Here is a 17,408-nt window from a genome sequence, read left to right on the forward strand (position 1 = left end):
CAAGGCCAACCATTTTATCACATAAAATTATTATGTCAAGCGTTTTTTTAAAGTTTTTTTATTTTAACTGGTTATTTTTTTAATTTTTAAAAGTAATTAAATTAAAATATTAAAATTAATAACTAATTAAGTTAAAATAGGTTTAAAAAAACTGGGTTGGTTTTGTAACAATTATACAATATAATTATATTAAGTCAAGTGTTTTAAACAAAAATTTAATTAATTATATCTGGTGGCGATGAAGAGACTTGAACTCTTGACCTCACGATTATGAGTCGTGCGCTCTAACCAGCTGAGCTACATCGCCATTACAACAGGTACCAAATTATATAGACAATTTTATTTGTTGTCAATGATAATTTTGCATTTTTTTAAAAAAAAGGCAAACCGATAAGCCGGGTTCTGTCTTGGACAATCATTCATCTAGGCGCATCATCACTGATACGCTCAAGCAACCTACCCGTGTCCCAAGCGGGCCGCTCGTTGGACACCTATTTGGTCTTGCTACGAGTGGAGTTTACCATGCCATGAACTGTTACCAGTCATGCGGTGCGCTCTTACCACACCCTTTCACCCTTACCCATATATTATATACTAAAATATAGGCGGTCTACTCTCTGTTGCACTGGTCGTAGGCTTTCACCCCCTAGCTGTTAGCTAGCACCCTGCCCTATGTAGCCCGGACTTTCCTCTCTTTTTTGATTTGATAAACAAATAAAAAACAGCGATTGTCTGGTTTGCCAAGAGGTCATTATAGCATAGAATTTAGAAAAATAAAGTCATTGCTTGGCGATTCTATGAAATTTTGCCAACAAAGTCGACTCACTCTCATCGTAATTTAAGTCTTTTGGAATGCAATCAACAGGGCAAATCTCCACACACTGCGGAACATCAAAATGCCCCACACATTCGGTACAAAGACTTGGGTTGATCACATAAATGTCGTTACCTGCTGAAATCGCTTCATTTGGACAAACTGGCTCACAAACATCACAATTAATACATTCTTCGGTAATTTTTAGCGCCATATTATTTGACCGTAAATTTATTAATAAAGCTCGTCATGACAGTACGCGGTACAAACTTAGATACATCACCACCCAACCTTGCTACTTCACGCACCAAAGTTGATGAGACAAATGAATATTCCTGCGATGGTGTTAAAAAAACAGCTTCAAAATTCTCATCAAGACTTCGGTTCATATTCGCCAAACCAAACTCATATTCAAAATCGCTGACTGCACGCAAGCCACGAATGACCGCTTGAACATTCTGCTCTTTGGCAAAGTCCACCAAAAGACCTTCAAAACCAACCACTGACACCTTTGGATTGTTTTTAAATACCGATTCAACCATCATCACTCGCTCATCAAAACTAAATAGCGGTTTTTTATGATGAGCGAATGCCACAGCAATAATAACCTCATCAAACAATCGCAAAGTACGATTAACCAAATCAATATGGCCGTTGGTAATAGGATCAAAAGTACCAGGGTACAAGGCTTTTTTTGGGAGGTATGCAGTCATTAGCTTTATTACAATTCATCTATCATCATATGTATATGCTATCAAATTTTTGCAAAATTTTAAACTCATTTCTCATGATTGCCATGTTTTACTACTCTGCAAATAAAAAACACACCATAAATAGGCGTGTTTTTTTATTTTCCAGATTGGTTTTGTTACATCAAGGCAACTCGATTGCATATTCACTGACATTTGGTAAAGTTTTGACAAAGTTTTGTTCTTGCATGAATGATGCCATATTTTCATAACGCAACTCATCAAGTGCTTTTGGGTTTTTTGCCAAATGTGGCAGAGTATCAACCCACGCCATACGATTTAACTCATTGTCTAGCTCACTTGGCTTGTAGGAGATAAATACTTTCCATGCACCATCTGGATCGGCCTTAATAAAATCTGTCGCCTGCTGAATGGCGGTCATAAAGCGAGCCATTTTATCCTCTTGAATGTGTTCATGATGAGCAACAAAAATCAACTCATCATAGACTGGTACACCATGCTCTTCTGGATAAAATGCCATCCCTTCACGCTTTTCTATTTTTAATTGATTCAATTCAAAATTACGCAATGAACCAATCACCCCATCAACCAAACCACTAAGTAACGATGGCGATAGCGACCAATTTACATTCACCATTTGCACATCATCTGCTGTCAAGTTGGCGGATTTTAGCATGGTTTTTAAAAGTAAGTCCTCAAAACCACTCACAGAATAGCCAATTTTCTTGCCTTTTAGATCTTCTAATTTTGTGATATTGCTGTCTTTTAGTACCACCAAGCTGTTTAATGGGGTGTCAATCAGCGTGCCAATTCGCACCAATGGCAAACCTTCAGCAACTTGCTGCTGTAACTGCGGCTGATAATCCACCGCAATATCCGCTTGCCCCGAGGCAACCAGCTTTGGTGGCATAGATGGATCGGCAGGCTCGATGATTTCAACATTGAGTCCCTGCTTAGCAAAATAGCCTTGTTGCTGAGCAATGATGATGGCAGCATGATTGGGATTGACAAACCAATCAAGCAGTAAAGAGACCTTTTGGGTTTCGGTTTTAGTATCGTCGTTTGGCTTTGGTGAACACGCCATCAAAATGACGGAAGCCAAAATAATAAGCACACCCATAAGTTTTGATGTTTTCATACATAATCCTTATCAATCATCATTTGAATCAACGGTTTAATTTTAGTGAATATGCGCCGCCCAAGGAGCCAAGCGTTTTAAAAAATAATCGCCTAGAAAATATAGGATAAGGGCAATAACCAGCAGTACAAATAACGCAACAAACATCAAATCTACTTGCATTCTGGCATTAGCATGAAGCATAAGATATCCAAGCCCTTGTGATGAACCTACCCACTCCCCCACGACTGCGCCGATGGGTGCAATACAAATGGCAATTCTCAGCCCAGATGTCAAAGCAGGCAGGGCCGCAGGTAGCTTTACCTTAAATAATATCTGCATGGGCGTAATGTGGTAGGTCTTGGCAATATCAAGCCAAGTTTTGGGAGTCTGACGCAGCCCATCAAAGCACCCTGCCGTAACAGGAAAATAAATAATCAACACCGTCATGACAATTTTAGAAGCAATGCCATAACCAAACCACAGTACCAGTAAAGGTGCGATGGCAAACACAGGAATCGCTTGAGAGATGACGAGTATTGGCAATAACACAGATGAAATTTTTTTAGAGCTACTCAAAATCAATGCTGAGACGACGCCCATCAATACACCAATACCCAAGCCAAGTAAAATTTCAACCAGTGTGATTTTAGCGTGTTGCCAAATGAGGGCATAATTTTCCAAAAAAGACCAAAAAACAAGCTTGGGGCCCGGCAAAATATAGTGTGGCAAATCACCAATCATTACAACCAACTGCCAAAATAACAGCAGCAATGATAAGACAACTGGGGTTTTTAGCCACTTCATAAAACACTCCCTGACAATTCGCTCAAAAGCTGCGTGTGTAACTGAGCAAATTCCACATCATCTAGGCCTCTAATAGGGCGTGAATTGGGACTAATTTTTGCCACAATGGTTGCAGGTTGATGTTTCAATATATAGATATCATCACTAAGACGAATGGCCTCTTGGGGGTCGTGCGTAATAAGTAAAACAGTCTTATCTTTTAAAAGATGATGCGACAAAGTCTGTAATTCATGGCGAGTTATCGCATCAAGTGCTGAAAATGGCTCATCCATCAGCACCAAATTGGCATCACTCATCAGTGTACGAGCCAAAGCCACACGCTGACGCTGACCGCCTGACAATTCATAAGGCCGCTTGTGCAGATGGTTGGTCATCTTAACTTCATGCAATAAATACAATGCTTTATCTTGTATTTGGGCGGACTTTTTGCCAGACAAATGTGCATATAACTGCACATTATCCAGTACTGACAACCACGGATACAATGCGTCCTGCTGAGCCATATACGCCAAAATCGTACCATGAGCCATGCTCATGGTCCCATCAAAGCTGGTCTCAAGCCCTGCAATGACCCGAAGCAAAGTTGACTTGCCCACACCAGATGCACCCAACAAACTGGTAAAATGCCCTTGGGTTAAGATAAAGTTAAAATCCTGAAAAATTTGTTGCCTGTCAAAGGTTAGTGACAAGCCCTCAATACTGACGCACGGCATGTCAGTACAACTCAGGCAAAAGATTGAATGAAAAAAGGTTAAAAAAGAAAGGCATGATTAGTTTCCTACGACAGCATTAACTGACAGGTTCACGGGTATCATCTCAGCCGTCAGTGACAGCACCCCGACTAGGTTTGGCTTGGTATTTTTATACCATGATATTATAATGTATTGATGAATATATTGCAAAGCCCTTTACATGACAGCAAAGGGCTTTGTGGTGAGAGATTGGCACAATCAACGCTTAGAAAAACCTTGTTTTTGTAAATATTCAAGCATGAATGGACGCACCTTGCCACCAAAAGTCGTGGCAATTTGTGTAGCCCAATCCAAATCCAACCCACGGCCATTGTAGTATTCTTTTACTTGCTCATTATAAGCAGATAGCTTTTCATCGCTGGCCACTTGATAAGTATCAGTTGAGACCAACACATCAAGCGGTAAGCGTGGACGCTGTGATTGATTAATTTTAGACTCCCAATCAGGGTGTCCCAAGCACAAACCGAACAAAGGCACAACATGCTCAGGCAATCCCAAAACCTCGCCTGCTCGCTCAATGTCATTACGCAACGATCCGATGAACACACCGCCCAACCCCAAGCTCTCAGCAGCAGAGAGTACATTTTGTGCCATCAAAGCCGCATCAATTGCACCAATCAGCGTAACTTCCGTCCAATCTGTCTGCACATCAGCAAGCTGATTGTGGCGTTTTGCATCCATACAAAACACCAAGTATTCAGCACAAGACTCTACATAGCCATGCCCCAAACGCTTGCCATCAGCCAAGGCTTGATGATATTCTTCTTCGCTCATATCGCATGAAATCTGGCGTAAGGCAGTACGCTTGGCAGTATCTTTAATGCGAATGATGCTTGATGCCTGTAAAAAACTAGAAGTTGAAACCGCACGCCCTGCCTCCAAGATTGCCACCAACATTTGCTCAGAAATTGGCTCGCCTGTGTATTTACGCACTGAGCGATGATTTAGCAGGGTTTCAATGGTTGGCGCACTATTGAGCATGATACTCTCCTTTTGGTTTGATTATTGTTCAAAAAAAATCTTATTCATGGTATCAAGTATCCACTTTAAAAGCAAACTGATTTGTCAGGTTTTTTAACAACTGACAATATAACAAACACACTACTTTATAGACGATGATATTTTGCTATAATAGCGGTCAATTTAAAAAATATCAGGACATGAACATGGCAAAAAAACCAAGTAATCAAATTTGTGCCAATAAAAAAGCAAGACACGAATACTTTATTGAAGAGACCTTCGAGGCTGGCATTGCATTAGAAGGCTGGGAAGTCAAATCCATTCGTGCAGGCAAAATGACCATCACAGAATCTTATGTGATTTTTAAAAATGGCGAAGCATTCTTATTCGGTGCACACATTCAGCCACTACTTACCAGCTCTACACACATTAACCCCGATAACATTCGCACCAGAAAGCTACTCCTTAATCGCCGAGAGATTGATAAATTGTTTGGCTTAATCAATCAAAAAGGCTATGCGGTTGTGCCATTATCCTGCTATTGGAAAGCATCGCGTGTCAAATGTGAAATCGCTTTAGCCAAAGGTAAAAAATTACATGATAAGCGTGCCACCTTAAAAGAACGAGATTGGCAGATGGACAAAAAACGAGGATTTAAGACAGATTTGCGTTAATTGCATGAATGCTACAAACAAGATGGGCAAATTTTGGGCAATCACTGGCTTTTAATCTTGATGATTGTATTTTTGTTTTTTTATTAGGTTTACACACAAAATTAAGCCAAAATAGGCGGTATTTACTTTTTTAAAATTTAAGTTACATTTAAGGTTTTTATGAAAAATTCTTTCATCGTTCTTGCATTTGTCTGCTTGGTTGTCGCCTGCACTCAATCAGAGTCAATCGTACCAAAACAATCAAAAACAGGTGGCACCGAACAAACCCAAGAGCAAGACCTGCACGACAAAGAACTGGTAACATCGTCTAGCGATGACATACCAGAGGCCAAACCCATAATTACCACCGATGGCAAAATCCAAATTGATTGGTCATTCATTGACACCAAGGCCACACAAGCAACATTAGCCGATTATCAATATCCAATTGCCATTGATAGCACGGCCGTCAAAAACTATGCCTCTACCTATGGCATCAGTCCTGCCAAAGCTCAGCACAGCATTGTCGTCAGCATGGCAGCTCCCGAAGCCTTGGGCAAATTACTTGACCAATTAGAAGACACCTACATCAGCCATGAATTAACTGATGGTGCAAACATCAAACTTATCGTTCATACCAAAGCCAATGTCATCGCAGACCAACACGAATATGTATTTGCTGATAAGTTCGGTGAGGGTTTGGTATTACCAATTGAAATTCGCCCAAACAAATAAAATTGATTGGTTGTTGGGCAGATAATAAATCAAAAAAGATTGGGTATGCCAATCTTTTTTGATTTAGCAAGGCAATCGCACTATTTTTTTACGCCCAAAGAGCCTAGATAAATGGCAAACATCACAAGCAGTGCTCCACCCCATTGCATGCCATCAATTACTTTTTGTAACCAAAAATAATCAATCAAAAGTGCCGCCACAGGCTCAGTAAGTAGCAACAGCCCCGTCAAAGACAGTGCTAATTTTGGAATTGAATAAGCAATCAGCCCCCATGCCAAGCACTGCATGATCGCCCCATAGACCACAATCCAGCCCCACTCACTCATTGTCGCTGGTATTATTTGCCCCCAATTCCATATCAGCATCATGGGTAATAATGCCAATGCACCACCGACACCCACCAGTGTCATCATTGGGAAAATCTCAACTTTGGTCACTTCATGCGTACATCTGACAAACACCATTGATAATGCCAAAAATGCCCCAGACGCAACACCTGAAATAAAACCCCATGGTGCCGTAACATTACGCACGAATTCAGGACTGGCAATCATGGCCACACCAATCATGGCAAGCACAAGACTTAGCAGCTGTATCTTAGACTGTTTTTCACCAAACCACGCAAAGGCGATTAATGCCAAAAAGAAAATTTGCAAGCTGTTGAGCAGTGTTGAGATTCCTGGTCCGACCGCATAAATGCTTTCATGCCATAACGATAAATCTATTGCCAGTGCCGCCCCAGATAGACCTGCCAGTATCTTTGCTTTTTTGTTGGTTGGAAATTTTTGTTGAAAAAACTTAGCAAGCACCAAGAAAATGATGGCAGAGATAAGTAATCGCCAAAATGCCATCGCAAAAGCACCCACGCCATCAACATGGGCAACAATCAAACTGCCAAGACCAAATAAAATACAACCAATGAACAACCCAAACATGGACAACAAATTACCTTTGTTTTTGATGATGATTGTCATCTTGTAAATTTTCCCTTTGATGATAAAAATATTTTTTTATTGTAACTTGGTTTTGTAACTTAGTTATTCTATGGCTCTATGGCGATTTTTTAGGTTCAAATTTATGTTTAGCCCAAATTTTTAGAATGATTCACACCAATGATAAGCGGTCATTTTCGCTCAGTAATGTCAAAAATTCATTTTCTTGGACAATTTTGATGCCAAGCTGCTCTGCTTTATCCAATTTTGAGCCTGCTTTTTCACCAGCCAGCAGGGCACTTGTCTTGGCAGATACCGAGCCTGAAACTTTTGCTCCAAGTGCCTGCAAATGTGCTTTTGCCTCATCACGCCCCATGACAGACAGCGTACCAGTGACCACCCAAGTTTGCCCATTTAGCGGTGCATTTACCGACTGCACCCCAGCCGACTGCCATGAGATACCCGCTGATAATAACTGGTCAATCACCTTGGCATTATGCTCACTTTGAAAAAACTCAATGATGTTTTGGGCGGTAATCTCACCAACATCTGGCACATTTAACAGTTGCTCAATCGTTGCCTTTCTCATGACCTCAAAATCATCAAAATGCTGAGCCAAATTCAAGGCGGTTGTCTCGCCCACACCACGAATACCAAGTGCAAAAATAAAGCGTGGCAAGGTAGTGTTTTTGGACTTTTCAATGGCATAAAGCATATTATTAACCGACTTTTCCCCCAAACCCTCTAGCGTCATCAAGTGGTCTTGATGGTCTTTTAAGATGTAAATATCTGCCACTGTACACACCAATTTCATCTCAAAAAATTTAATCAACCACTGCTCTCCTAGGCCATCAATATCCATTGCTCGACGCGACACAAAATGCACAAGTGCCTCTTTTGATTGTGCAGAACAATACAAGCCACCTGTACAACGAGCCAATGCCTCACCTTCTGGCAGTACCACCTTAGAGTTGCATACAGGGCAAGTCTTTGGCAAATCAATGGGGCTGGCCGTATCATCTCGCAGCTCAGTCAAAACACCAGACAACTTTGGAATGACATCGCCTGCTCGATGGACGCTAACCATATCACCAACCATCAAACCAAGCCGTTCAATTTCACCAAAATTATGTAAGGTAACATTGCTCACCGTCACGCCGCCGACATTGATAGGTTCGAGTTTTCCCACAGGCGTCAATTGGCCTGTACGCCCAACTTGCCACTCTACCGCCACAAGACGAGTAACAGCACTTTCGGCGGTAAATTTATAGGCAGTTGCCCAGCGAGGCTCACGACTTAAAAAACCCAAATCATTTTGCAAGGCAAGTGAATTAACCTTGACCACCACGCCATCAATTTCAAAAGGCAAATCAGCACGAGTCTTGGCGATGCCATCATAAAAATCCTGTACACCTTTTGGAGTGGCAGAGGTAGCAAATGGCGCTGTTTCAAAACCAAGCATGGTCAGATATTCCAGCGAGCCACTTTGGGTTGTGATATGATCTGGCAAACCCTGATTCACCGAATACCCAAAAAATGCCAATGGACGAGCCGCCGCAATGGCAGCGTTTAGCTGTCGCAGACTGCCTGCAGCGGCATTTCTAGGATTGGCAAAGACTCTATCACCACGCTGGGCACTGTCTCGGTTTAGTTTTTCAAAACCCGCCTTAGGCATCAGTACCTCACCACGAACTTCGAGCAAGGCAATGTCCTTACAGCTTGGCAAAACAAGTGGCAAATTGCGAATGGTACGCACATTATGCGTGATATCTTCTCCCACTCGGCCATCGCCACGAGTAATCGCCTGATAAAATATGCCGTTCACATATTTTAAAGATACCGCCAAGCCATCTAGTTTTAACTCCATTTCAAATTCTGGATTTTGGTTTTTTGTGTCCAAACGATCATTAATTCGCTTGACAAAAGCGGATAATTCTTCAAAACTAAATACATTGCCCAAGGACAGCATGGCAATGTCGTGCATGACCTGCGTAAAAGCAGGCAGTGGCTTATCTCCCACTTTATCCGTGGGACTATCAGGCTGTTTTAGGTGCACATATTCACCCTCCAAAGCAGCCAATCTTTGTTTTAGGCTGTCATATTCACCATCACAGATGGTGGGATTGTCAAGCACATAGTAGGCATGATTGTGTTTTTTAAGGGCATCAATGAGCAGACGCATTTGGCTAAGTACAGATTGTTGCTCACGCATTTTATCGTCAAAACTAAATAAATCAGTCATGGTGCATTCGCTATTTTTTTAAATTTTAACTAAGACAAAAAACCGCCTTGAACAGACGGTTTGAAAGCTAACAATCATTATTGATAGTCAGCAGCAATGGCACGCATTTTGGCAAACTGAGTGTCATCAAGCGGATAACCATTCTCATCATACAAACTGGCACCCAAATCATCAGCGATCATCTGTGCCACCGACACCATGCTATCAAAGCCACGCAGAGCGTGCGGATGTGGCAATGACAAGAATAATAGCAAGCTATGAAACTTACTCTCAGCCAGTTCATTTAAATCAAATGGTTGCACTCCCTCATCGCTTGCCCCAAGCATACTAAACCACAAATCACCCATACCATTATCATGCTCATAGCGATGAAACATATTCATGACGCCATATTTTAGACCATAATCTCGCACGATATTTAGCACTGTTTTGCCTGACAGTCCTGCAAATTGGTTGTGAGGCGTAATCATCACCGTGATGGTATCTTGGGCATTTAACAATGGGCTGTTATCCTGATCAAAGACTTCTTGATTGCTCAAATGTTTATCAAGCAATGGCGAATTTTTCTCAAATGAATGATTCAGCTCACGCAATGGCTCACTCTCTTCGTGCGTTGGAATATCGGCTAAGATTACCGAGCTGATCGTTGATTCTGCATTGGTTGTGCCTACCGTATCTGACATACCATCAGCCTGAGGACGCTCACTCACCACAGGCGATGACACAGCCACTGCTGCCATATTAGACAACGCATCTGGCACATCGCTCTCACTTTGTGTGGGTGTAGAATCAACAACAAGGTGAGTTCGTTCATTTCTCGGTGTAATCGGCAAGCCGTTTTTGTGATTTACATCGCCATCAGTCTTTGACTTGTTTTTACCTTGAACTGCACGCAAAAACACAGGTCCCAACAAAAACAACCCCACAATAATAGCGATTATTGCAATGATTATCCAAACATTATTGTCCATACTCACCCCAAAAAACTTGACATCAAAAACTTAATATCAAAATAGTCATTCACAAACCATCATAGTCTATCATGACACGCCCCATTCGTCATCTGTTTGTTAAGTAATTTTTTAAGTTCTACTTAGATGCTTTGCTCAGTTGTGTATTATTTTAAAGATTGGTAAACCAAAACATCAAAAGAAATAAAAAAACCGCCCAAATAGGACGGTCTTTTTTTAGATGGTAAGACTTAGGCTTTTTTGCCACGACTTGCAAATGCACCAAAACGCTTATTGAAGCTAGCAACACGGCCTTCATTGGCAGCTTTACGCTGTTCGCCAGTGTAAAATGGGTGCGATGCACTTGAAATATCAAGTGGGTAGTATGGGTATTCTTTGCCTTCGTACTCACGAGTCGCTTTAGTAGCAACAGTTGAGCGGGTTAGGAAGTACACATCAGCATTGGTGTCATGAAACAGTACTTCTTTGTAATCTGGGTGAATATCTTTACGCATAATAATCGTCCAATAAACCTAAGCACTAATACATACTGCCTTGGCAACTTTTGCCATTACAGCCGAACATAGCCACGCCATCACCAACCAACTTTGGCACAACGCACCATATTTTATCTATTAGCCCACTTAGGTGGGAAAGAAAAATGAACTCATATTATAACAAAGCAGCTTTTTCTTTTCAAGCCAAAGCACTAAAATAAACGCCCAGCACTAAGTTGATTCACCTTGATTTTGCATCTCAACACGATTACGAAACTTTTGCCCTGCTTTAAAAGTTACCACACGGCGTGCCTTAACAGGTATGCTCTCGCCTGTTTTTGGATTGCGTCCTGGTCGAGATTTTTTATCTTTTAATTCAAAATTACCAAAACCAGAAATTTTTACTTCTTTGCCCTCAGCCAAACTTTGGCTGATTTGCTCAAAAAATTTATCCACAATCTTGCGTGCATCTTGGCGAGTGATGCGTAAGCGAATGGTTAGGCGGTTAATCATATCAGCCTTGGTTAATGCACTCATGATTTTTCCTTATTAATCAATAATTTAGCATAAATTATTAGCTATCTCGAAGCTGTGCACCATGCTTATTGGTCAAAGTCTTAGCAACTTTATCCATCGCAGATTTGATCACCTCATCTTCAAGGGTCGCATCAACACTTTGAAACAACATGGCAAAAGCGAGTGATTTTTTTCCTTCTGGCAGGCGGTCGCCTTGATACACATCAAATAGCCACAAATCTGTCAAATATTTGCCAGCAGAATGACGAATATCATTCATCAAGTCTTGCCATCGCACCGATTTATCTACCAAAAATGCCAAATCACGACGCACGCTTGGAAATTTGCTCGGTGCATTAACAGCTTGACTGGTACGCCATAAACCCAACAAAGTCTCAATAGAAAATTGACCCACCCAAACTACTGGCAAATCAAGCGATTTAGAAATGCTCGGATGTAACTGACCAAACCAACCCACACGCACGCCATCTACCAACAAATACGCACTTTGACCAGGATGCAAGAATGACAAGTCTGCTGGCTCATAACTCATACATGACTTATTTAAACGCTGTGGCAATAAACTTTCAACATCTCTTTTGAAATCAAAAAAGTCCATCGCACGCTTATCATAAATACTCTCATCAGCAACCAGTCCTGTTGCTACGATAGCAAGACTTGGTGTCTGTACCAGATTTGCAATGTCTTGACCCACAAAAGAAAGTCCAGTTTCAAACAAGCGTACACGAGACTGCTGGCGTTTTAAATTATAAGACACCACAGGCAGTAGGCTTGATAATAGTGTGCGGCGCATTACCGCAAGCTCTGATGAAATTGGATTGGCCAGTGGTAATACCGCACCCAATTGCTCATCATCAAACAACGCCTCAACCTTAGCATCGCTAAAACTAAAACTCACCGCCTCAAAATAACCTGAATTTGCCAAAGTTAATTTAAGCTCATGAGTTAAGTCTGCTGTATTATCATAACTCATGTCTACAGCAAAATTTGGCAAGCAAGCAGCAATATTATGATAACCATAAATACGCGCAATTTCTTCAACCAAATCCTCAGGGATATTGATGTCAAAACGGTGACTTGGTGGCAAGCAGGTAAATTGTTGACCATCAAATGTGGTCTTGATTTCAAGACGAGTTAAAATATCCACCACTTCATCAGCAGGCAAACTGATCCCTAAAAGCTGTTCGATCTTAGCAAATGATAGGGTAATTGGCTCACGCTTGGGCAGTTTGGCAACATTTTCAACCGTGCTGATTGGGCCGACTTGTCCACCTGCGATGTCATGAATCAAGGCAGTGGCACGATTTAGAGCAGTCAATGGCAACTCAAAATCTACCCCTCGTTCAAATCGCTGACTGGCATCTGTATGCAAACCAAAGCGTCTGGCTCTAGCAGCGATGGCAAGCTGATGAAAATGGGCAGATTCTAGCACTATATTTGTCGTTTCGTCTGTTACTGCCGAACGCAACCCACCCATAATACCAGCAAGTGCAAGCACACCCATCTCATCAGCAATCACCAACTCATCGCCTATCAGCGTGATGGTCTGTTCATTCAGTAGCTCAACTTGTTCGCCTTGATGTGCAGTACGCACTACGATATCACCGACAATTTTATCTGCATCAAAAGCGTGCAGTGGCTGACCCAGCTCAAGCAAGATAAAGTTGGTAACATCAACCAAAAAATTATGCGAGCGAACACCTGATGCCGTCAAATACTCAGTTAACCATTTTGGGCTGGCAACCGTACGGTCAATGGCACCAACATACTGTGCCAAATAGCGGGGACAAGCATCATCATTTAGTACTTTGACATCAGGCTTAATGCCAAGTGTTGGTGTGATTTGGTAAATTTCTGGGCGATTGAGCGATAAACGGTTAATCACGCTGATTTCACGAGCCAAACCCAATGCACTAAAACAGTCGCCACGATTTGGTGTGATGGAGACATCAAAAATCACCGCATCAAGCCCCAAATAATCACGAATATCCTTACCAATCGGTGCGTCAGATGGCAATTCTAACAGCCCATCAATCTCATTTTCTAGCCCAATTTCAGACGCTCCGCACAACATACCTTGCGATTCTACACCACGCAGCTTGCCTTTTTTAATATTAAAAGGTTTGCCATCAATAGGTGGCAACACGGCACCGACTTTTGCGACAGCAACTTTTAGCCCTGTACGGACATTAGGTGCACCACAGACGATTTGCAAAAGTTCTGGCTCACCAACATTCACACGAGTAACACGCAAACGATCAGCATCTGGGTGTTGCTGACAGTCAACCACCTCTCCTACAACGACACCACTAAACGCAGGAGCAACTGTATCTGCACCATCTAATTCGAGCCCTGCCATCGTAAGCTGTTCACCAAGCTCTGCCGATGTATTAGCAGAGTTTACCCATTGTCTTAGCCAATTTTCACTAATTTTCATACAATCATCAACACTCTTTTATTTTTTTATTCATTTGAACCAATCGCTTCAAACCACAATTTAAGCAAACTGTTTTAAAAACCGCAAATCATTTTGGAAAAACAGTCGTAAATCACTGATGCCATAATACAGCATGGCAAATCTTTCAATGCCCATACCAAAAGCAAAGCCTGTGTATTCATCAGGGTTGATGCCGCAATTGCGTAGTACTTGCGGATGCACCATACCGCAACCCAATACCTCTAGCCACTTTCCGTTATCCGATAAAATATCCACCTCGGCTGATGGCTCGGTAAATGGGAAAAAAGAAGGGCGAAAACGCACCGTCATCTCCTTGCCAAAAAAGGCATTCAAAAACTCATGAATGATGCCTTTTAGTTCGGCAAAATTTGATGACTTAGAAATCATCAAGCCTTCCATTTGATGAAACATTGGCGAATGTGTCTGATCGCTATCGCAGCGGTACACACGACCTGGGCAAATGATGCGAAGCGGCGGCTCACTACTTTCCATCGTGCGAATTTGTACACCACTGGTATGCGTTCGCAAAAGGTAATGTGCATCAAAATAAAAGGTGTCGTGCATTGCCCGTGCAGGGTGATGGTCAGGGATATTTAAGGCTTCAAAGTTATAATAATCACTTTCAACCTCAGGGCCTGTCGCCACGCTAAATCCCGCTTGAGTAAAAAACTGCTTCATACGCTGCGTGATGTGCGTAATCGGATGCAGGCTACCTGTCGCCACGCCACGAGCTGGCAAGCTAATATCGACTTGCTCACTGGCCAGTTTTTCATTCAATGCCAAAAACGCCAAAAACGCCCCACGCTCATCAAAAGCCTTGCTAAGACGAGTGCGTAGCTCATGCAAATACGCCCCGTAGGTCTTTTTGCCATTAGCATCCAACCCACCCATTTGCTTAGATAAGACTGTTATCTCGCTTTTTTTTCCTTGTAGGGCGACTTTCAGTTCTTGTAACTGAGTTTCATTTTGTGCATCATCAATCAACTTGCAGGCCAAATCAGCAAAATTAGCAAAATCCTGCTCGTTGAGTTCGGATAGAGGCTGGTTTAGGGTAGGTATTGTAGTCATAAAAGGCAACTTGCTAAAGTTTTATCAGAAAATAATAGAAAAATAAACGACTTATTGTAAATAATTCACTTTAAAATGTAAATAAGCGATTCATTATAATTAACAATTTGGCACATGATAATTGCAATAAAACCGCAACACGAAAACGCATTGCGGTTTTAGATTTTGTCATTTAGCAAAAAGCTAAATTATGCCAAAGCTGATTTTGCTTTTTCACAGATGGCAGTAAATGCTACTGCATCGTGCATGGCGATGTCTGCTAGGATACGGCGGTCAATATCAATGTTTGATTTTTTCAAACCATTAATCAGACGGCTATAAGACAGACCATTTAGGCGTGCACCAGCATTAATACGAGCAATCCACAAACGGCGGAATGAGCGTTTTTTGTTACGACGGTCTCTATATGCATATTGACCAGCTTTCATTACCGCTTGTACTGCAACACGATACACACGAGAGCGTGCACCATAGTAGCCTTTTGCACGGGCTAGAACTTTTTTATGACGGCGATTAGCCTGTACACCACGTTTTACACGAGCCATTTTATTCTCCTAAAATTTAAAAAATATCTATGAAAGATTTATAGATATGGACACATACGGCGGATTGATGGAACATCAGCTACATGAACCATGACGCAACCACGCAACTGGCGGATACGCTTAGGAGATTTTTTGGTCAAAATGTGGCGTTTATAAGCTTGTTTACGCTTAAAGCCATTTGCTGTTTTTTTGAAACGCTTTGCAGCACCACGCTTGGTTTTAAGTTTCATAATAACCTCTTTGTTAATCATAAGCCTTGCGACTTGACAAACCTTTTTGCCACTTTCTTTGTTATGAACAAAGATGGACTGAAGGTGGGGCGTTCATTATAACAAAAACAAATCCACCTTGCAAGCATACAGATGTCTTTACTTGATGCTTATTTGGCGTTACAATACAAAGACAATTAATGCAATAAGATTAATAGTGTTTATTTAATTTAGATAATTTTTAGATGATTAAAAATTAAAAAAAGCTAAGGTTTATTTCATGTCAAATTGGCTAGACGCCCTAAAATTCAACGATGATGGATTAATTCCCGCCATCGCCCAAGACCGCCAAACAGGGCAAATACTCATGATGGCATGGCAAAACCGTGAGGCGTTAGAACTGACAGCCCAGACTGGCACAGGCGTGTATTTTAGTCGTTCTCGTGGCAAGCTATGGCACAAAGGCGAATCAAGTGGGCACACGCAAATCGTCCACGAAATCCGCACTGACTGCGATGCCGATACCATCACACTCATCATCACGCAAATTGGTAACATTGCCTGTCATACAGGAAGGACAAGCTGTTTTTATCAACGACTAAATATGGCAAGTCTGACTTGGGAGGTCGTTGAAGGGGTCATTAAAAACCCTGATGAAATTTATGGCAAGACCCATCATAACCATGACAGCTTGATACAAAGCCACAATGCTACCAATGTGCCTACCAATGTGCTTGGCCAGCTGGATAAAATTCTAAATGAACGCAAAACCGCCGACAAAGACAGCTCATATGTCGCAAGTCTTCACCACAAAGGACTCAACAAAATATTAGAAAAAGTAGGTGAAGAGACAATTGAGGCCATCATTGCTGCCAAAGAGTTGCAACTTGCCAAAAGTCTTAACAAAAACGACAATAAACAAAAAGCGGACATGGTTTATGAGGTGGCAGATGTATGGTTTCATAGCCTTGTAGCATTGTCGCATCTGGGTTTATCAAGCCAAGATGTGCTAGATGAGCTTGGCAGACGCTTTGGACTTTCTGGCATTGATGAGAAAAATGCACGCACAATAAAAAGCTGGGCATCGTGCTTTTTATGATCTTTGTCATCACTTTATTAAAGTTTTGTGATAGACTATCTTTAAAACATTTTAATGATTTTTTATCTAACTCATCTAACAATCAATAAGGATAAATCATGGGCAGTTTTTCTATCACGCATTGGCTGATTTTATTGGTGGTGGTGGTGGTCATTTTTGGCACTTCTAAGCTAAAAAATGCTGGCAAAGACTTAGGCTCTGCAGTCAAGGGCTTTAAAGAAGCAGTCAAAGAAGAAGATAAACCACAACTGGCCGAAAGCGACAATCAAACCCTTGTTGCTCAAATCAAAGAAATCAAAACCAACAAAACCGAACTTTAATTC

At 41.5% G+C, this 17,408-nt stretch carries 19 protein-coding genes, 1 tRNA gene, 1 other RNA gene and 1 riboswitch; of the genes, 4 read left to right on the forward strand and 17 right to left on the reverse strand.

What is annotated here, in order from left to right:
• Window positions 1-230: 230 nt before the first annotated feature.
• From R0123_RS07360 to nfsA, 8 genes are all read right to left on the reverse strand, one after another.
• A tRNA-Met gene (locus tag R0123_RS07360) sits at window positions 231-307 on the reverse strand.
• Between the two features lie 68 nt (window positions 308-375).
• Window positions 376-744: RNase P RNA component class A (gene rnpB, locus R0123_RS07365), an RNA gene on the reverse strand.
• Between the two features lie 35 nt (window positions 745-779).
• Window positions 780-1,028, reverse strand: a complete 249-nt coding sequence (locus R0123_RS07370) for a YfhL family 4Fe-4S dicluster ferredoxin (protein ID WP_323843608.1) — start codon at window positions 1,026-1,028, stop codon at window positions 780-782.
• 1 nt (window position 1,029) lies between these two features.
• On the reverse strand, window positions 1,030-1,527 hold the full coding sequence (gene coaD, locus R0123_RS07375; protein WP_323842302.1) for a pantetheine-phosphate adenylyltransferase: 498 nt from the start codon (window positions 1,525-1,527) through the stop codon (window positions 1,030-1,032).
• 160 nt (window positions 1,528-1,687) lie between these two features.
• Window positions 1,688-2,662 (reverse strand): ABC transporter substrate-binding protein, encoded by a 975-nt coding sequence (locus R0123_RS07380; protein ID WP_323843609.1) that lies wholly within the window; start codon window positions 2,660-2,662, stop codon window positions 1,688-1,690.
• Between the two features lie 42 nt (window positions 2,663-2,704).
• Complete coding sequence (locus R0123_RS07385) at window positions 2,705-3,448, reverse strand: ABC transporter permease (RefSeq protein WP_323843610.1); 744 nt, start codon at window positions 3,446-3,448, stop codon at window positions 2,705-2,707.
• A complete protein-coding gene (locus R0123_RS07390) occupies window positions 3,445-4,161 on the reverse strand; it encodes an ABC transporter ATP-binding protein (protein ID WP_323842299.1) in 717 nt (238 codons plus the stop codon). The genes R0123_RS07385 and R0123_RS07390 overlap by 4 nt, the downstream gene beginning before the upstream one ends.
• 45 nt (window positions 4,162-4,206) lie before the next feature.
• A riboswitch (TPP riboswitch) is annotated at window positions 4,207-4,298 on the reverse strand.
• Window positions 4,299-4,398: 100 nt separating this feature from the next.
• The gene (nfsA, locus tag R0123_RS07395) at window positions 4,399-5,181 is read right to left on the reverse strand and encodes an oxygen-insensitive NADPH nitroreductase (protein WP_323842298.1); all 783 of its coding nucleotides are present in this window, start codon (window positions 5,179-5,181) and stop codon (window positions 4,399-4,401) included.
• 185 nt (window positions 5,182-5,366) lie between these two features.
• On the opposite strand from nfsA, the gene smpB reads away from it, so the two are divergent.
• On the forward strand, window positions 5,367-5,834 hold the full coding sequence (gene smpB / locus R0123_RS07400; RefSeq protein ID WP_323842297.1) for an SsrA-binding protein SmpB: 468 nt from the start codon (window positions 5,367-5,369) through the stop codon (window positions 5,832-5,834).
• Window positions 5,835-5,993: 159 nt separating this feature from the next.
• Entirely contained in the window at window positions 5,994-6,548 is a 555-nt protein-coding gene (locus tag R0123_RS07405; RefSeq protein WP_323842296.1) for a hypothetical protein, read from the forward strand.
• A gap of 80 nt (window positions 6,549-6,628) precedes the next feature.
• On the opposite strand, the gene R0123_RS07410 is transcribed toward R0123_RS07405, so the two are convergent.
• The 9 genes from R0123_RS07410 to rpmI all read right to left on the reverse strand — a co-directional run bounded on the left by R0123_RS07410 (window position 6,629) and on the right by rpmI (window position 16,010).
• Complete coding sequence (locus R0123_RS07410; protein WP_323842295.1) at window positions 6,629-7,522, reverse strand: DMT family transporter; 894 nt, start codon at window positions 7,520-7,522, stop codon at window positions 6,629-6,631.
• A gap of 130 nt (window positions 7,523-7,652) precedes the next feature.
• On the reverse strand, window positions 7,653-9,722 hold the full coding sequence (gene ligA / locus R0123_RS07415) for an NAD-dependent DNA ligase LigA (RefSeq protein WP_323843611.1): 2,070 nt from the start codon (window positions 9,720-9,722) through the stop codon (window positions 7,653-7,655).
• Window positions 9,723-9,799: 77 nt separating this feature from the next.
• A complete protein-coding gene (locus R0123_RS07420) occupies window positions 9,800-10,693 on the reverse strand; it encodes a cell division protein ZipA C-terminal FtsZ-binding domain-containing protein (RefSeq protein WP_323843612.1) in 894 nt (297 codons plus the stop codon).
• 230 nt (window positions 10,694-10,923) lie between these two features.
• The gene (locus R0123_RS07425) at window positions 10,924-11,187 is read right to left on the reverse strand and encodes a type B 50S ribosomal protein L31 (RefSeq protein ID WP_323842292.1); all 264 of its coding nucleotides are present in this window, start codon (window positions 11,185-11,187) and stop codon (window positions 10,924-10,926) included.
• 213 nt (window positions 11,188-11,400) lie between these two features.
• Complete coding sequence (locus tag R0123_RS07430) at window positions 11,401-11,706, reverse strand: integration host factor subunit alpha (RefSeq protein ID WP_323842291.1); 306 nt, start codon at window positions 11,704-11,706, stop codon at window positions 11,401-11,403.
• Between the two features lie 37 nt (window positions 11,707-11,743).
• A complete protein-coding gene (gene pheT, locus R0123_RS07435) occupies window positions 11,744-14,143 on the reverse strand; it encodes a phenylalanine--tRNA ligase subunit beta (protein ID WP_323843613.1) in 2,400 nt (799 codons plus the stop codon).
• Window positions 14,144-14,203: 60 nt separating this feature from the next.
• Window positions 14,204-15,232 (reverse strand): phenylalanine--tRNA ligase subunit alpha, encoded by a 1,029-nt coding sequence (pheS, locus tag R0123_RS07440; protein WP_323843614.1) that lies wholly within the window; start codon window positions 15,230-15,232, stop codon window positions 14,204-14,206.
• A 188-nt stretch (window positions 15,233-15,420) separates the two neighbouring features.
• Window positions 15,421-15,777, reverse strand: coding sequence for a 50S ribosomal protein L20 (rplT, locus tag R0123_RS07445; RefSeq protein ID WP_323842288.1), 357 nt, complete (start codon window positions 15,775-15,777; stop codon window positions 15,421-15,423).
• 38 nt (window positions 15,778-15,815) lie between these two features.
• Window positions 15,816-16,010 (reverse strand): 50S ribosomal protein L35, encoded by a 195-nt coding sequence (gene rpmI, locus R0123_RS07450; protein ID WP_323842308.1) that lies wholly within the window; start codon window positions 16,008-16,010, stop codon window positions 15,816-15,818.
• 256 nt (window positions 16,011-16,266) lie between these two features.
• Between rpmI and hisIE the strand changes: the two genes are divergently transcribed.
• A complete protein-coding gene (gene hisIE, locus R0123_RS07455) occupies window positions 16,267-17,085 on the forward strand; it encodes a bifunctional phosphoribosyl-AMP cyclohydrolase/phosphoribosyl-ATP diphosphatase HisIE (protein WP_323843615.1) in 819 nt (272 codons plus the stop codon).
• 98 nt (window positions 17,086-17,183) lie between these two features.
• A complete protein-coding gene (gene tatA / locus R0123_RS07460; protein WP_323842286.1) occupies window positions 17,184-17,405 on the forward strand; it encodes a Sec-independent protein translocase subunit TatA in 222 nt (73 codons plus the stop codon).
• Window positions 17,406-17,408 lie beyond the last annotated feature (3 nt).

The organism is Moraxella sp. Pampa, assembly GCF_035181385.1.
GTDB lineage: Bacteria > Pseudomonadota > Gammaproteobacteria > Pseudomonadales > Moraxellaceae > Moraxella.

Excerpts from the sequence above, each read along its gene's own strand:
- R0123_RS07410 (WP_323842295.1), bottom strand. The coding sequence starts at position 7,522 with ATGACAATCATCATCAAAAACAAAGGTAATTTGTTGTCCATGTTTGGG.
- nfsA (WP_323842298.1), bottom strand. The coding sequence starts at position 5,181 with ATGCTCAATAGTGCGCCAACCATTGAAACCCTGCTAAATCATCGCTCA.
- rplT (WP_323842288.1), bottom strand. The coding sequence starts at position 15,777 with ATGGCTCGTGTAAAACGTGGTGTACAGGCTAATCGCCGTCATAAAAAA.
- R0123_RS07425 (WP_323842292.1), bottom strand. The coding sequence starts at position 11,187 with ATGCGTAAAGATATTCACCCAGATTACAAAGAAGTACTGTTTCATGAC.
- ligA (WP_323843611.1), bottom strand. The coding sequence starts at position 9,722 with ATGACTGATTTATTTAGTTTTGACGATAAAATGCGTGAGCAACAATCT.
- coaD (WP_323842302.1), bottom strand. The coding sequence starts at position 1,527 with ATGACTGCATACCTCCCAAAAAAAGCCTTGTACCCTGGTACTTTTGAT.
- smpB (WP_323842297.1), top strand. The coding sequence starts at position 5,367 with ATGGCAAAAAAACCAAGTAATCAAATTTGTGCCAATAAAAAAGCAAGA.
- R0123_RS07380 (WP_323843609.1), bottom strand. The coding sequence starts at position 2,662 with ATGAAAACATCAAAACTTATGGGTGTGCTTATTATTTTGGCTTCCGTC.
- R0123_RS07405 (WP_323842296.1), top strand. The coding sequence starts at position 5,994 with ATGAAAAATTCTTTCATCGTTCTTGCATTTGTCTGCTTGGTTGTCGCC.
- R0123_RS07420 (WP_323843612.1), bottom strand. The coding sequence starts at position 10,693 with ATGGACAATAATGTTTGGATAATCATTGCAATAATCGCTATTATTGTG.
- R0123_RS07385 (WP_323843610.1), bottom strand. The coding sequence starts at position 3,448 with ATGAAGTGGCTAAAAACCCCAGTTGTCTTATCATTGCTGCTGTTATTT.
- pheT (WP_323843613.1), bottom strand. The coding sequence starts at position 14,143 with ATGAAAATTAGTGAAAATTGGCTAAGACAATGGGTAAACTCTGCTAAT.
- R0123_RS07370 (WP_323843608.1), bottom strand. The coding sequence starts at position 1,028 with ATGGCGCTAAAAATTACCGAAGAATGTATTAATTGTGATGTTTGTGAG.
- hisIE (WP_323843615.1), top strand. The coding sequence starts at position 16,267 with ATGTCAAATTGGCTAGACGCCCTAAAATTCAACGATGATGGATTAATT.
- pheS (WP_323843614.1), bottom strand. The coding sequence starts at position 15,232 with ATGACTACAATACCTACCCTAAACCAGCCTCTATCCGAACTCAACGAG.
- R0123_RS07430 (WP_323842291.1), bottom strand. The coding sequence starts at position 11,706 with ATGAGTGCATTAACCAAGGCTGATATGATTAACCGCCTAACCATTCGC.
- tatA (WP_323842286.1), top strand. The coding sequence starts at position 17,184 with ATGGGCAGTTTTTCTATCACGCATTGGCTGATTTTATTGGTGGTGGTG.
- R0123_RS07390 (WP_323842299.1), bottom strand. The coding sequence starts at position 4,161 with ATGCCGTGCGTCAGTATTGAGGGCTTGTCACTAACCTTTGACAGGCAA.